Here is a 14,727-nt window from a genome sequence, read left to right as displayed (position 1 = left end):
AGCAGAAAGGGCTTAACCGCAAAAAGCGGCACCGCCTGCCGTCCCGGAGGACAGCAGGCGGTGCCGCTTTTGGTGCTGGTGCAGCCTAGAGGGCTGCGAAAACCTCACGCAGCAGCTTGGCGGTCTCGGACGGCGTCTTGCCGACCTTCACGCCTGCGGCTTCGAGGGCTTCCTTCTTGGCCTGGGCGGTTCCGGCAGAACCGGAGACGATGGCGCCTGCGTGGCCCATGGTCTTGCCTTCAGGAGCGGTGAAGCCTGCAACGTAGCCGACGACCGGCTTGGTGACGTTGGCCTTGATGAAGTCAGCTGCGCGCTCTTCAGCGTCACCGCCGATTTCACCGATCATGACGATGGCCTTGGTCTCGGGGTCGGCCTCGAACGCGGCCAGGGCGTCGATGTGGGTGGTGCCGATGATGGGGTCGCCGCCGATGCCGATGGCGGTGGAGAAGCCCAGGTCGCGCAGTTCGTACATCATCTGGTAGGTCAGGGTGCCCGACTTGGAGACGAGGCCGATGGGGCCCTTGCCGGTAATGTTGGCGGGGGTGATTCCCACCAGTGCTTCGCCGGGGGTGATGATGCCGGGGCAGTTCGGTCCGATGATGCGGGTGACCTGGTTGCCGTCAGCGTCAACCGTGGCCTGGGCCAGGGCCCAGAATTCGGCGGAGTCCTGGACCGGCACGCCTTCGGTGATGACGACGACCAGGCCGATGCCTGCTTCGATGGCTTCAACGACGGCAGCCTTGGTGAATGCCGGCGGCACGAAGACGATCGAGACGTCAGCGCCGGTCTCAGCGATGGCTTCCTTGACGGTGCCGAAGACGGTGATTTCCTTCTCGCCGTGCAGCACAGTGGTGCCGGCCTTGCGGGCGTTGACGCCACCGACGATGTTGGTGCCGGCCTTAAGCATCAGGGCGGTGTGCTTGGTACCTTCGCCACCGGTGATGCCCTGGACGATGACCTTGGAGTCCTTGTTGAGGTAGATAGACATGGTGCGTCCCTTTACTTAGCTGCGTTGGCGAGCTCGGCGGCCTTGTCGGCGCCCTCGTCCATGGTGGCGGCCAGGGTAACCAGCGGGTGGTTGGCCTCGTTGAGGATGCGGCGGCCTTCCTCGACGTTGTTGCCGTCGAGGCGGACTACCAGCGGCTTGTTGGCGGTGTGGCCCAGTTCGGCCAGCGCACCCACGATGCCCTTGGCGACGGCGTCGCAGGCGGTGATGCCGCCGAAGACGTTGACGAACACGGACTTGACCTGCTCGTCGCCCAGAATGACGTCCAGGCCTGCGGCCATGACCTCGGCCGAGGCGCCGCCGCCGATGTCCAGGAAGTTGGCGGGCTTGACGTTGCCGTGGTTTTCACCGGCGTAGGCAACGACGTCCAGGGTGGACATGACCAGGCCTGCACCGTTGCCGATGATGCCCACTTCGCCGTCGAGCTTGACGTAGTTGAGGTCCTGCGCCTTTGCCTTGGCCTCGAGGGGATCAGCGGCGTCCTTGTCCTCCAGCTGCGCGTGCTTGGCGTGGCGGAATTCGGCGTTCTCGTCCAGGGAGACCTTGCCGTCAAGGGCCACGATGTCACCGGCGCCGGTCTTGACCAGCGGGTTGACCTCCACCAGTGTGGCGTCTTCCTTCTTGAAGACGTCCCAGAGCTTGAGGATGACATCGGCGACCTTGCCGCGCAGTTCCTCAGCGAAGCCTGCGGCTGCGACGATTTCGTCAGCCTTGGCCTGGTCGATGCCGACGGCGGGGTCGATGGCGATCTTCGCCAGGGCCTCGGGACGTTCGACGGCGAGCTGTTCGATTTCCATGCCGCCTTCAACCGAGCACATGGCCAGGTAGTTGCGGTTGGCCCGGTCCAGCAGGACGGAGAAGTAGTATTCCTCGGCGATGTCCGCACCCTGGGCGATCATCACCTTGTTGACGGTGTGGCCCTTGATGTCCATGCCCAGGATGTTGGTGGAGTGCTCAAGAGCCTCGTCTGCGGACTTTGCAACCTTGACGCCGCCGGCCTTGCCGCGGCCGCCAACCTTGACCTGTGCCTTGACGACGGTTACGCCGCCAATCTTTTCGGCAGCTGCTTTTGCTTCTTCAGGGGTGTACGCCACGATGCCGGCCAGCACGGGTACACCGTGCGCCTCGAACATATCGCGCGCCTGGTATTCAAACAGGTCCACGGTTTAGTGTCCTTCTACGTCGAAGTAGTTTCTATACAGCCGGACACCATCGAAAGACGGTGAGCTGGCTGCGGTATGCACGCACCGGCGGCCTGTTGGAAACGAGCCACGCGGCGTTGTTGCTCCATGGGGAACTCTAGTCCTTTGGAATGACGGAGCCGTCCCAGAGTACCGCTTATGTGAGTAACGACACTATTCTATGGGGCGTAGAAAAACCGCGGAATTACGGGGTTTTTGGGGCCTCCGCGGGCGCTGTGGCGGTGCCGGGCGCGGGAGCGGAAATCAGTTCATACTTCTGCGGGGAGACAAAGAATCCCACCCCGGCCGAGACGTTTCCGCACGCCACGCCACCGTTGTAGGCCGAGCAGCGCAGGCCGTTGCGTTCCAGGTTCTGCCCGTCCGCCAGGGCGCGTACCTGAAGCAGTGGCCCGGCCTTGCTGCCGTCCGGCCCGTAGGTGGCTTCCGCCTGTGTGACGCCGGAACGGCATTCCCCGTACCGGGCGGCGTCCGGGGTCAGCAGCGCCACGCCGCCGAGGTAGCCGAGGTTGGTTCCCGCGCAGTCATCCTTGACGTCCTCGCGGGCCGGCTCGACGTAGGTGGCGAGCTCGCAGTGGGCCACGGGGACGGTTGCGAGTTTATTGTTGGCGGTGTCGCTGAAGCTGTTCCCTTCGTAGGGCAGATTAACGTGCTCGCCCCTCGCCGAGGTGAGCGAGCAGATGATGCTCCGGTCTTCAGTGGCAAAGGACAGGATGTCCTCCCCGCCGCCGGCAAAGTCCTCGGGGTTGGCCAGCGGGGCCTGTTCGAGCTGTGCCATGGGTGCCAGCGGCGCCGGCGGGACGTAGTTGGGGTCCTCAGTGGTGACGCTGCACGCAGTGGCGGTGAACAGGAGAGTCACAAGAGGCAGGGCGGCGAGCATCCCCAAAGCAGTCCGTCGCATGGGCTCCATTATGCTCCATGGCGGATTCAGGCGGACGACGGCGGGAGCACGCCTTCCACGACGTCGGCCGCGGCCGCGCCGGCGAAGGACCCCCGGGCTACTGGACCTCCACCTTGGTCAGCGGAGCGTAACGCAGCAGCAGGCGCTTCTCGCCGACGTCGAACTTCACCTTCGCCACGGTCTTGTCTCCGGCACCCTCGAGCGCCAGGACGGTCCCATTGCCGAAGCTGGTGTGGTTGACCTTGTCTCCCACGTTGACGGCGATAATTTCCTTCTGCGGCTGGACCCTGTTCCGCGCGATGGCCGCCGGAACGTCGGCGTTGAATCCCGCCGAAGGATCGGCGGCGGCGCCGCGGGAGGTCCCCGCACCCCAGAAGGAGCCGCTGTAGCGGCCGGAACTGATCGATCCCCCGCCCCAGGCAGCCTGCCGGCTGGTTCCCTCGCGCTTCCACTCCAGCAGTTCCGCAGGGATTTCCTCGAGGAACTGGCTGGCCGGGTTGTACTGGCTCTGGCCCCACATGTTGCGGACTTCCGAGCGCGTGACGTAGAGGCGTTTACGGGCACGGGTCAGGCCCACATAGGCCAGCCGGCGTTCTTCGGCCAGTTCCTTCGGATCCGTGGCGGACCGCTGGTGCGGGAACAGGCCGTGTTCCATGCCGGTCAGGAACACCACGGGGAATTCAAGGCCCTTGGCGGTATGCAGGGTCATGAGGGTCACCACGCCCAGCCGCTTGGCTTCCGCGACCGCGGCGTCAATGTCGGCGCCGGGGGCATCGGGAATCTGGTCGGCATCCGCCACCAGCGACACCTGTTCCAGGAAGGCTCCCAACGATCCTTCGGGGTTCTCCTGCTCGTACTCGCGGACCACGGCCACGAGTTCAGCGAGGTTCTCCACCCTGGACTCGTCCTGGGGGTCGGTACTGGAACGCAGGCCGGCGAGGTAGCCGGTCTGTTCCAGGACTGCTTCGAGGGCCGCGGCAGCGCCGGAACCGGCCGCTACCTCGGCGAGGTCGTCCAGGAGCTTCACAAAGCCCAGGACGGCGTTGACGGAGCGGGTGGCCATGGCCGGAGCCTGCTCGGCGCGGCGGGCAGCGGCCATGAAGGAAATCCGCTCACGGCTGGCGAGCGCCGCGACTGCCCCTTCCGCGCGGTCCCCAATGCCGCGCTTTGGTTCGTTGAGCACCCGCCGGAGGTTGACGTCGTCGTCCGGGTTGACCAGCACGCGCAGGTATGCGAGGGCGTCCTTGATCTCCTTGCGCTCGTAGAAGCGGGTGCCGCCCACTACCTTGTACGGCAACCCGACGCGCACCAGCACATCCTCAATGGAGCGGGATTGGGCGTTGGTGCGGTAGAAAATGGCAACGTCCCCGGGGCGGAGGTTGTCCTCGTCCTGGAGCCGGTCGATTTCCTTGGCGATGAACTGGGCTTCGTCGTGTTCGTTCTCGCCCACGTAGCCGATGATCTTGTGGCCTTCGCCCTCGGCCGTCCACAGCCGCTTTTCGGGGCGGTTGGGGTTGCGGGAGATCACCGAGTTGGCGGCGCTGAGGATGTTTTGCGTGGAGCGGTAGTTCTGCTCCAGTTTGATGGTGCGGGCCTCGGGGTAGTCCTTTTCGAACTCCACGATGTTGCGGATGTCTGCCCCGCGGAAGGCGTAGATGGACTGGTCCGAGTCGCCAACTACCGTCAGTTCCGAGGCGCCGGGGCCTTCCCCCACGATTTCGCGGACCAGTGCGTACTGGGCGTGGTTGGTGTCCTGGTATTCGTCCACCAGGACGTGGCGGAACCGCCGCCGGTAGGACTCTGCGAGCGCCGGGAAGGCCCGGAACATGTACACGGTCTCGGCGATGAGGTCGTCAAAATCCATGGCGTTGGCCTGGCGCAGCCGCTGGGTGTACCCCTTGTAGACCTCGGCGACGGCTTGCTCGAAGGGGTCGTTGTAGTTGGCGTCCGAGGCGTAGGAATCGGCGTCGATGAGCTCGTTCTTCAGCGCGGAGATCTTGTGCTGGATGGCCTTGGGCGCAAACTTCTTGGGGTCCAGGTCCAGGGCCTTGGACACCTGGGTGACCAGGCGCAGCGAGTCCGCGGCGTCGTAGATGGAGAAGTTGGATTTCAGGCCCACGTTGGCGGCCTCCTGGCGGAGGATGCGGACGCAGGAGGAGTGGAACGTGGAGATCCACATGATTTTGGCGCGGCCGCCCACCAGCGCTTCGATGCGTTCCCGCATTTCCGCGGCGGCCTTGTTGGTGAAGGTGATCGCCAGGATTTCGCCGTGGTGGGCACGCCCGGTGGCGATGAGGTACGCGATCCGGTTACTGAGTACACGGGTCTTGCCCGAGCCCGCACCGGCCACGATCAGCAGTGCCGATCCGGCGTGCTTGACCGCTTCCTCCTGCTGGGGGTTCAGGCCCTCCGTCAGCTTTGCGGGGTCCAGGCGCCTGCCGTGGTGCTGCCCGGACTGGTGGTGCCCTTCGTGCCCGCCAGCGGCATGGCCGCCGGACGCCGAACCTCCCGGCCCGGCCGCGGTAGCCACGCCGTCGGAACGGGTCCTTGTATGGGTGGCGGTTGCGGGGGCGGCCTTGAAAGGTCCGTCAGAGTACGGGTCAAACAACATATCCATGGTGCCTACAAGTCTAGGCGGTGGGACCGACACCCACTCCCGGCCTGTGGATGACGTGCCCCGGAGAGCCTGGAACGGCTCAGGCCACCGAGCCGGACTCGAGCGCGGCACGCAGCTCGCGCACCGCCGTCGTACCCCCGGCCATGAACCACTCGAGGCCGTTGACCTGCACGGTGTCAACGGCGCCTCCGGCGGCGCGGACAATGGCCTTGCCGGGCAGCCAGTCCCATTCCGGGCAGCTGTGCTGGAACCAGCAGCCCAGCTGCCCGTCGGCCACCCTGCCCAGGTCACAGGAACCGGATCCGAGCATGCGCAGCGCAGCGGCAGAGGTCGCCGCGGCGTGCCAGGGCATGGCGCAGAGCGGATCCATCAGCCATGTGGGGTGGATGTAGGTGGCGGCGCCAAGCTGGGCGGCCGGGGTGGCGTTGCGTTCCCCGTGGTTGTCGCCGTACACGGTGATGGTGTCGCCGTTCAGCGTGGCCTTCCGGCTGCTGCCGCCCAGCCACAACTTGTCCTCCTCAGGCTGGAAGATCGCTCCCAGCTGGACGTCATGCTCATCCTTGAGCGCAATGGCAGAGCACCAGTAAGTGGAGCCGTGCAGGAAGTTGTAGGTGCCGTCCACGGGGTCGATGACCCAGGTTCGGCCGCTGGTCCCCTGCACTGAGGCGCCTTCTTCGCCCAGGATGCCGTCCTCGGGCCGGCACCGCTGCAGCTGCGAGAGGACGTACTCCTCCGCTGCGTGGTCCGCTGCAGTCACGACGTCGGAAACGGAAGTCTTTTGCTGGGACTGCAATCCTGCCATCCGCATGAGGAGTGCCAGTTGCCCGGCTTCGCGGACCAGTGCCGCCGCCAGCTGGTAGTCGTCCAGTGCAGGGTCAAGTACAGCTGCGCTGTGTCGGCCAATGGTCATGGCTTCAGTCTATGGGGCGGAATAATGGAGCCATGGCCAAAACCCCTGCCCAGCGGATCAAGAAGCACGGTGCAAAGGCTGCCGTGCCGCAGCACCATCTCCCGCCGGTGGTGAACCCCACTACCGCGCGCACCCCCGAGAAAGCCCAGAACAACGGCAACCTCATCCTGATCGCGGGCGTGGTGGCCAGCCTGTTCCTGTTCTGGTACCTGCACCTGCTGACCATGGACCAGCTCACTCAGCTCTCTGAGGGCAGGCCCATGCCGGACTCCCTGGTGGGCGGCTTCGATCCTGCCTACATCGAGGATCTGCGCGGCGCCATGAATGACGACGCGCGCGGCCAGCTCAACTACGTCCACAAGACCGCCGGCGTCCTGTTCCCGCTGATCTTCGGGTTCACCTGGCTGCTGCTCATCGGCACCAACGTGGCAAAAAAGTCACTGCGCTGGGCGCTGTGGGCCCTGCCCATGCTGTTCGTCGTGGTCCGGCTGTGGGCGAACGCGGCGATTGACGCGCTGATGGGACCGGATGCTCCCGACGCCGGCCAGGTGGCCCTCGCGTCCGGCCTCACCGTGGCCGGGTGGGTGCTGCTGGTCCTGAGCCTCCTGGCCGGCGCGGCTGCGGTGGTCATCGGAACGCGGAAGCGGAAAGCCTCGACGGCCTCCTGAGCCCATCCGTTGCTCCCTAATTGCCGTTCTGGACACCCAAAACGACGGTTACGGAGCAATCGATGAAGCCCGCAGGTGTTTCCGATGCCTGTGGACCCGCCGTGCAATGACGATGCCCGCCGTTGCCATGCCCACCGTGACCGGGTAGCCCATCAGCCGTTCCAGGGTGCCGGGCTCGGGAACGTCCATGCCGGTCAGGCCGCCGGTTGCCAGGGCCGCCAGGGAGACGGCCCCGCACGCCAGCAGGAACCAGGCCATGCGGGCCTTCCGCAGCCACAGGAAGCCCAGCACCAGCAGCGCACCAGCACCGGCGAGGAAGTACGTGACTGCCCCGATGAAGTGCAAGGGTGAGCCGGCGTCCTCGGGGACGAGCCCCACCACCACGGTCCCCGCCCCGGCCGCTCCCGTCAGCACCCGCACCGCGGCGGCCGCGAGCCACGGCCTGCGCCGGCCCGGCTCAACCCGGGCTCCGGGGCGGGCGGCGACGCACAGCAGCCCGGACGTCAGCAGCACCGCGCCTAGCAGCATCCCGAGCCCCTGCACCACGAACGAGGCATTCATCAGCCAGTTCAAGGGCGAGCACACCTGGCGGCCGTCGTAAATACCGCAGTTCAGCGCGCCAAGGTCGCTGATGTAGCCGGTGCGCAGGTCGTAGGGGCGCGGACCGGCCCATGCCATGACCACCGCGGCCTCCGCCGCAAAGTACTGGAGAACGCTCAGGACAGACCACGCGCCGAAGTACTGCCGGGTGGACGCTGTGTCCGGTACGAAGGTGGCAGCGGGAGCGGCGGGCGGGGCTGGACTCATGCCTTGAGCGTAGTACGGCTCCGTACCTTGTATGCTGGTATGCGTGTCCGTCCGGACCGGCGCCGCCGATCCCCAGGATGCCCGCCCTCGTAGCTCAGTGGATAGAGCACGGCTCTCCTAAAGCCGGTGTCGTTGGTTCGATTCCAATCGAGGGCACTTGAATTTCGAGTCCCCGGCGTTTGACCTTCGCGCCTACCTGCTCGGCCCCGCCGGTGAACCGGCCGGGACAGCGGATACGGGGCGCCCCGGCCGCTGGACTGTGGAACGGGACCTGTTGGACCGGACCGCCGGCACCCGCGGAACCTTTTCCGGCGTCGTACTTTTCACGCCAACGCCCGACGCCGGCCTGGACCTTCGCGAGGAAGGCACCATGCGCTGGCCCACCTTCACCGGACCCGCCACCCGCGACTACCTGCTCAGGCCCAGCGGACGCCCGGACGCCCTCGACGTCTTTTTCCCGGACGGGCGGCCGTTCCACCGCATGAGCTTCACGGCGGAGGCCAACCTGGACAACCACTGGTGCGATCCCGATACCTACCGCGTGGCCTACGCGTTCGAGGGTCCGCACCGGTTCAGCTACAGCTGGGACGTGACCGGGCCGCACAAGGACCTGCTCCTGACCTCGCACCTGACCCGGAATGGGGACTCATGAAGCACCGGATCGTGGTGTCCGCCGTCTGCGTTTTCGACGATGCCGGCCGCCTCCTCACCGTCCGCAAGCGCGGCACCGCCATGTTCATGCACCCCGGCGGCAAACCGGAGCCCGGCGAAACGGCCGTGCAGGCGGCGGCCCGAGAGTTGGAGGAGGAAGTGGGCATCGTTATCGATCCACGCCAGCTCCGGCTGATGGGGGTATGGATCGCCGATGCCGCCAACGAGGCCGACACGGATATCGAGGCCACCGTGTTCATGGCGCCCGGGACATGGCAGGCCCACCCGTCCGCCGAAATAGCGGAGATCCGCTGGCTGGACCTCGCGGGCCGGGACCGGGCCGTTTCGGAGACCGCCGGTCCGGACGCTTCCAGGCTCGGTGCCGGGGCACCGCTTCCCGGCGACCTCGCACCGCTGCTGACGGACCACATCCTGCCCGCGCTGGCCGCGCCCGAGGCCACCCCTCCGGGACCCTGACGCCCCTGGATCCCTGCAGGGCCTGTTAGGGCTCGGGGACGGCTTCCGCGGCAACGGCCGTGGCCTCGGCGAACTGCGTCCGGTAGAGCTCCGCGTAACGGCCCTCTGCGGCCAGGAGCTCGGTGTGCGTCCCGCGTTCCACGATTTGGCCGCCCTCCACCACCAGGATGGCGTCGGCCGCGCGGACGGTGGACAGCCGGTGCGCGATCACGACGGCGGTACGCCCCTCAAGTGCGGCGCCAAGGGCTGCCTGCACCGCGGCTTCGTTCGTGGAGTCCAGTGCCGCCGTCGCCTCGTCCAGGATGACCACCCGGGGCTGGGCGATCAGGAGCCGGGCGATGGTCAGCCGCTGGCGTTCACCGCCGGAAAGCCTGTAGCCGCGCTCCCCCACCACCGTTTCCAGTCCGTCCGGCAGCGACCTGATCATCGTCTCCAGGCGTGCCTGCCGCAGGACATCCCACATGTCATCGTCCGTCGCGTCCGGGCGTGCAAGCCGAAGGTTGGAGGCGATGGTTTCGTGGAAGAGGTGGCCGTCCTGGGTGACCATGCCCAGGGTGTCCCGCAGCGAATCGAAGGTGGTGTCGCGCACGTCCAGCCCGGTTCCCGGTGCGGTGCCGCCAAGCCGCACGGCGCCCGAGTCGACGTCGTACAGCCTCGACAGCAGCTGGGCAATGGTGGACTTGCCGGCACCCGATGAACCCACCAGCGCCACCGTCTGTCCCGGCTCCACCCGGAAGCTGACACCGTGCAGCACTTCCTCGCCACCCCTGGTGTCCAGGGTGGAAACTTCCTCGAGCGAGGCCAGGGAGACCTTGTCCGCTGACGGGTAGGCGAACCGGACGTCGTCGAACTCCACGGACACCGGCCCGGCCGGAACCGCGCGGGCGTCCGGCTTCTGCTGGATGAGGGGCTTCAGGTCCAGGATTTCGAACACGCGTTCAAAGCTGACCAGCGCGCTCATGACTTCCACCCGGGCGTTGGACAGCGCCGTGAGCGGGGCGTAGAGGCGGGTCAGGAGCAGCGCAAGGACCACCACGTCACCGGGGGCCAACTGGCCGCCCAGGGCAAGCCACCCGCCCAGTCCGTACACCAGCGCCAGCGCGAGCGCGGAGACCAGCGTCAGGGCCGTGACGAAGGTGAACTGCAGCATTGCCATGCGGACGCCGATGTCACGGACCCTGCCTGCGCGGGCAGCGAACTCGCGGGATTCCTCATCGGGGCGGCCGAACAGCTTGACCAGCGTGGCACCCGGGGCGGAGAACCGCTCCGTCATCTGGGTGCCCATGGCGGCGTTGTGCGCGGCGGCTTCGCGGCGCAGGTCTGCCAGCTTGGAGCCCATGCGCCGGGCCGGGATAAGGAAGATCGGCAGCAGCACCATGGCGAGCACGGTCACCAGCCACGACGTATTGAGCATTACGGCCAGCGTCAGGACCAGGGCCACCGAGTTGCTCACCACGCCGGAGAGGGTGCCGGCGAAAGCGGACTGCGCCCCGATGACGTCATTGTTGAGGCGGCTGACCAGCGCTCCCGTACGGGTGCGGGTGAAGAAGGCAATGGGCATGCGCTGCACGTGGTCGAACACCCGGGTGCGCAGGTCCACGATGACGCCTTCGCCGATGTTCGACGACAACCAGCGCGTCAGCAGCCCCACGCCGGCCTCCCCTACGGCCACGATGGCGATCAGCACGGCAAGCCAAATCACAGTCCCGGCGGCTGCCTTGGCAATGATGGCGTCAACCACCTGGCCGGCGAGCACCGGGGTGGCCACGGCCAGCACCGCTCCTGCGATGGACGCGATCACAAAGGCAATGAGTTTGCCCTTGTGCGGGGCGGCAAAGGCCAGGACCCGCTTCAGGGTTTCCTTGGAGAACGGCTTGGAGCCGCTCTTTGCGGTGCTGATTTTGTAAAGCGAGCTCCAGGCCACGCCGTCCATGCTCATGGTTATTTCTCCTGGCTTGCAGTGTTGTGGAGCTGCCGGACCGTGCCGTCTTCGAGGTGCCACCGGTAGTCGAGCCGGACGTTTTCCAGCAGCCGCCGGTCGTGGGTGACCAGCAGCAGGGCTCCCTCATAGCTTTCAAGGGCCTCTTCCAGCTGCTCAATGGCCGGCAGGTCGAGGTGGTTGGTCGGTTCGTCCAGCACCAGCAGGTTCACGCCCCGTGCCTGAAGCAGTGCCAGGGAAGCCCGGGTCCGCTCCCCCGGTGACAGGGAATCCACAGTCCGCGAGGTGTGGTCCGCCTTCAGGCCGAACTTTGCCAGGAGCGTCCGGACGTCTGCGCTGTTCCAGTCCGCCAGGACCGCCTCAACTGCGTCGCCCAGCGGCGAGCCGCCGTCCAGCAGTCCGCGGGCCTGGTCAATCTCGCCGACGGCGACGGTGGCACCCATGGAGGCGTCGCCGTCGTCCGGTGCCTGCGTTCCCAGCAGGAGGCGCAGGAGCGTGGACTTCCCGGCCCCGTTGGGCCCCGTAATCCCGATTCGTTCGCCGCCATTGAGCTGGAGGCTGACCGGTCCCAGCGTGAAGCTGCCCTGGCGCGCCACCGCGTTGCGCAGGGTGGCCACGACGGCGCTTGAGCGGGGTGCCTGGCCGATGCTGAACTGGAGCTGCCACTCCTTCCGGGGCTCCTCCACCACGTCCAGCCTGGCAATGCGGGACTCCATCTGGCGGACCTTCTGGGCCTGCTTTTCGGAGGACTCGGTGCTGGCCGCGCGCCGGATCTTGTCATTGTCCGGGCTCTTCTTCATGGCGTTCCGCACACCTTGGGAGCTCCACTCACGCTGGGTCCGGGCACGGGCCACCAGGTCCGCCTTCGTGGCGGCGAATTCGTCGTACTTCTCGCGGGCATGCCGGCGCGCCACCGCGCGCTCTTCGAGGAAGGCGTCGTACCCGCCGTCGTAGACCGCCACGGCGTTCTGGGCCAGGTCCAGTTCAACAATGGTGGTGACGCAGCGGGCCAGGAACTCGCGGTCATGGCTGACCAGCACCACGCCGCCGCGCAGGTTGGTGACGAAGTCTTCCAGTTTGGCCAGCCCGGCAAGGTCCAGGTCATTGGTTGGTTCGTCCAGCAGGACCACGTCGAACCGGCTCAGCAGCAGCGCGGCCAAGGCAACCCTGGCGGCCTGGCCACCGGACAGCCCGGTCATCAGGGCATCGGCGCCCGTTGCCAGGCCGAGGTCCGCCAGGACGGGCGGTATCCGTTCGTCCAGGTCCGCGGCGCCCGATGCCATCCACCGGTCGAAAGCCCGCGCATAGGCGTCGTCCGCGCCTGGAGCTCCGGCACCCAGCGCTTCAGCGGCAGATTCCATCTCGGCGGTGGCCTGTGTGCACCCGGTGCGGCGGCCGATGTAGGCCGCCACGGTTTCGCCGGACACACGTTCGTGTTCCTGCGGCAACCACCCCACAAAGGCGTCGGCGGGGGCCAGGCTGACGGAGCCGCCCTGGGGCTGGTCGACGCCGGCGAGGAGGCGCAGCAGCGTGGATTTCCCGGCGCCGTTGGTACCCACGACGCCCACGACGTCTCCCGGCGCCACCGTGAAGGAAAGATTGTCGAAAAGCGTGCGGTGGCCGTGGCCACCGGAGAGGTCTTTGGCAACAAGGGTTGCAGTCATGGATGCGTCCTTTCGCCCGGGTGCATGCGCAGCCGGTCCCGTGCCGGAACTGGCCCGGCGATGCCGTGCGGACAGTCCCGGGAAGGCGCTCCGGGCCGCGGGCATGAAAGAACCCGCTGGTCCGGACTTGGGGGGTGTACGGACCAACGGGCTCGACCATCAAGCATAGTCGAAACACCTCCCGGGGTAAAATCGGCGGTCCCGGGGCACGCTAAAATCGACTCACCATCCGTTCAGCAGAGAGCATTTCATGACCCTTCCCGCCAAGGCGTTCCAGCGCTGGCTGCAAGGCATCGCCCCCGATGTCAGCACGGCAGACGTCTGCCGGGTCTCCGGGATCAAGCGGACCACACTCGCCCAGCAACTGGTAAGAGGCAAGGTATCCGTTTCCACGGTGGTGAGCATCAGCCGGGCATACAGCATCAACCCGGTGTCCGCCCTCGCGGGCTTTGAGAGTTACAGCGTCCTTGCCGGGCCGCCGCAGCCACCCACCAGGTGCGAGCTGGTCAGCCAGATTTCGACGGCGGACCTGCTGCGTGCGGCGCTGGCACGTCCGGCCATGGACCCGCTGGGCCGCCAGGGCGCTGCGCCGCCTCCCCTGAGCCCGGTGCCGCACGCCTCATCGGTGAAGAACTGGGTGGATGCGATCGACGACGGCGAGGTCCGGCACCGGGTGTCAGCCGCCACCGGGATCGCTCCGCAGAATTACTCCGCCCAACTGACGGCCAACAGGCTGTCGCCGGAACTGGCGGTGGCCACTTCGGTGGCGGCCGGGGTGGGCCCGGCCGGCGGGCTGGTAGCCACCGGCCTGATCACGGAAGAGGAAGCCGGGTGGGCGCCCGGAGCCCGCCAGGACGCCCTGGACAGCATGTCCGACGGCGACCTCACCGCTCTGGTGGGCGACAGGATGCAGGCATTGGGCAAGGTATTGCGCCGCCAGGAACAGGACCAGGCGCAGACGGAAAAAATTTGGGAGAACCTGGGATGATTGCGATCCTTCAATGGACCACTTTGGCCGTCTGCGGACTTGTGGCCCTGGCCCGCATCCCCAGTGCTGTTCGGGGTGAAAACAGGTCCCTGTTCGGCATTTTCGCCCTCATGACCCTGGCCATCCTGCTCAGCATCGAGGCTCCCTACGTCGCCATCGACCAGGCCTTGGGTGGCATCAACCTGGCTAACCTGCTGCTCCGGTTCGTCATTTTCGGTGCAATCTTCTTCCTGGGCATCCGGATTGCCAAGGGTTTTGGTGCAGCCGGAACTTACCGCCTGATCACGGGCCGGCCCGGGATTCTGGTGCTGCTGATCCTTTCGGCCCTGGTGGTAGCAGTCTTCTTCCTGATGGATACTGAGGGCTCCTCGGCAGGGCTTAGCACGGTCTATGCCAAGGATGACCGTCACATGCTGCTGGTGGAGTACTACGGAGCAGCCGGCCGCGCTTACCCTGCCTTCGTGGGGGTCGCGCTCATCCCCGCCATGGTCAAGGCGATTGGAAGCCGGCTTCCCGTTCTGGTGAAGGTTGCGGCGCTGCTGCTGGGAGTGGGCGGAGCGGCGATTGGACTGAGCCTGCTCTTTCCCTTCATCCCGGCGGATTGGGGTGCAATGCGGTTCGTTGTGAACTACACGGCCGTGCTCTGCTACATCGTGGGCCTGGCGCTGATCTGGATCGGCAAGGTCCGGCAGCGCAAGCCGCTGGCCGGAACCGCGTCATTTACCGAAAAGTAATCAAACTGCCTTTCACATAATCATTAGAATGTGAAACAATCATGAATGTGTGAAGGTGAGGCACGGCGCGTTTTTGAACGGGGATAAATTCTTGGACGAGGCCCTGCTTCGGGGGCCTTCACACGCATTGGGGGGATGAGTGGTGGCGGCCGTTGGGGACCGCCCC

Annotated in this window: 13 protein-coding genes and 1 tRNA gene; 6 read left to right on the top strand and 8 right to left on the bottom strand. The window is 66.6% G+C overall.

Annotated features, from left to right (window positions below):
* Window positions 1-85: 85 nt before the first annotated feature.
* The 5 genes from sucD to ACHL_RS04695 form a co-directional block, all read right to left on the bottom strand.
* Window positions 86-988 (bottom strand): succinate--CoA ligase subunit alpha, encoded by a 903-nt coding sequence (sucD, locus tag ACHL_RS04715; RefSeq protein ID WP_015936151.1) that lies wholly within the window; start codon window positions 986-988, stop codon window positions 86-88.
* Window positions 989-999: 11 nt separating this feature from the next.
* Window positions 1,000-2,169 carry an ADP-forming succinate--CoA ligase subunit beta gene (sucC, locus tag ACHL_RS04710; protein ID WP_015936150.1) on the bottom strand — a complete coding sequence of 390 codons (1,170 nt, stop codon included), beginning with the start codon at window positions 2,167-2,169 and terminating at the stop codon, window positions 1,000-1,002.
* Window positions 2,170-2,392: 223 nt separating this feature from the next.
* Window positions 2,393-3,115, bottom strand: coding sequence for a hypothetical protein (locus ACHL_RS04705; RefSeq protein ID WP_015936149.1), 723 nt, complete (start codon window positions 3,113-3,115; stop codon window positions 2,393-2,395).
* An 88-nt stretch (window positions 3,116-3,203) separates the two neighbouring features.
* Complete coding sequence (pcrA, locus tag ACHL_RS04700; RefSeq protein ID WP_015936148.1) at window positions 3,204-5,717, bottom strand: DNA helicase PcrA; 2,514 nt, start codon at window positions 5,715-5,717, stop codon at window positions 3,204-3,206.
* Between the two features lie 85 nt (window positions 5,718-5,802).
* Window positions 5,803-6,633, bottom strand: coding sequence for an inositol monophosphatase family protein (locus tag ACHL_RS04695; RefSeq protein WP_015936147.1), 831 nt, complete (start codon window positions 6,631-6,633; stop codon window positions 5,803-5,805).
* A gap of 32 nt (window positions 6,634-6,665) precedes the next feature.
* Between ACHL_RS04695 and ACHL_RS04690 the strand changes: the two genes are divergently transcribed.
* Window positions 6,666-7,301: a hypothetical protein gene (locus ACHL_RS04690; protein ID WP_015936146.1), complete on the top strand. Its 636-nt coding sequence runs from the start codon at window positions 6,666-6,668 to the stop codon at window positions 7,299-7,301.
* Window positions 7,302-7,349: 48 nt separating this feature from the next.
* On the opposite strand, the gene ACHL_RS04685 is transcribed toward ACHL_RS04690, so the two are convergent.
* On the bottom strand, window positions 7,350-8,108 hold the full coding sequence (locus ACHL_RS04685) for a DUF998 domain-containing protein (RefSeq protein WP_015936145.1): 759 nt from the start codon (window positions 8,106-8,108) through the stop codon (window positions 7,350-7,352).
* 83 nt (window positions 8,109-8,191) lie between these two features.
* On the opposite strand from ACHL_RS04685, the gene ACHL_RS04680 reads away from it, so the two are divergent.
* The 3 genes from ACHL_RS04680 to ACHL_RS04670 all read left to right on the top strand — a co-directional run bounded on the left by ACHL_RS04680 (window position 8,192) and on the right by ACHL_RS04670 (window position 9,236).
* A tRNA-Arg gene (locus ACHL_RS04680) sits at window positions 8,192-8,264 on the top strand.
* A 1-nt stretch (window position 8,265) separates the two neighbouring features.
* A complete protein-coding gene (locus ACHL_RS04675) occupies window positions 8,266-8,760 on the top strand; it encodes a DUF6314 family protein (protein ID WP_015936144.1) in 495 nt (164 codons plus the stop codon).
* Window positions 8,757-9,236 (top strand): NUDIX hydrolase, encoded by a 480-nt coding sequence (locus tag ACHL_RS04670; protein ID WP_015936143.1) that lies wholly within the window; start codon window positions 8,757-8,759, stop codon window positions 9,234-9,236. The genes ACHL_RS04675 and ACHL_RS04670 overlap by 4 nt, the downstream gene beginning before the upstream one ends.
* Before the next feature lie 25 nt (window positions 9,237-9,261).
* Here ACHL_RS04670 and ACHL_RS04665 read toward each other — a convergent pair whose 3' ends face one another.
* Both ACHL_RS04665 and ACHL_RS04660 read right to left on the bottom strand, forming a co-directional pair.
* Complete coding sequence (locus ACHL_RS04665) at window positions 9,262-11,175, bottom strand: ABC transporter ATP-binding protein (protein WP_015936142.1); 1,914 nt, start codon at window positions 11,173-11,175, stop codon at window positions 9,262-9,264.
* Between the two features lie 2 nt (window positions 11,176-11,177).
* Window positions 11,178-12,839: an ABC-F family ATP-binding cassette domain-containing protein gene (locus ACHL_RS04660; RefSeq protein WP_015936141.1), complete on the bottom strand. Its 1,662-nt coding sequence runs from the start codon at window positions 12,837-12,839 to the stop codon at window positions 11,178-11,180.
* Between the two features lie 250 nt (window positions 12,840-13,089).
* On the opposite strand from ACHL_RS04660, the gene ACHL_RS04655 reads away from it, so the two are divergent.
* Both ACHL_RS04655 and ACHL_RS04650 read left to right on the top strand, forming a co-directional pair.
* The gene (locus tag ACHL_RS04655) at window positions 13,090-13,827 is read left to right on the top strand and encodes a hypothetical protein (protein WP_015936140.1); all 738 of its coding nucleotides are present in this window, start codon (window positions 13,090-13,092) and stop codon (window positions 13,825-13,827) included.
* Complete coding sequence (locus tag ACHL_RS04650; protein ID WP_015936139.1) at window positions 13,824-14,561, top strand: hypothetical protein; 738 nt, start codon at window positions 13,824-13,826, stop codon at window positions 14,559-14,561. The genes ACHL_RS04655 and ACHL_RS04650 overlap by 4 nt, the downstream gene beginning before the upstream one ends.
* Window positions 14,562-14,727: the final 166 nt, after the last annotated feature.

The organism is Pseudarthrobacter chlorophenolicus A6 (assembly GCF_000022025.1).
Lineage (GTDB): Bacteria > Actinomycetota > Actinomycetes > Actinomycetales > Micrococcaceae > Arthrobacter > Arthrobacter chlorophenolicus.
Note: the sequence above shows the minus strand (reverse complement) of the source record. Positions and strands in the feature narration are given on the sequence as shown.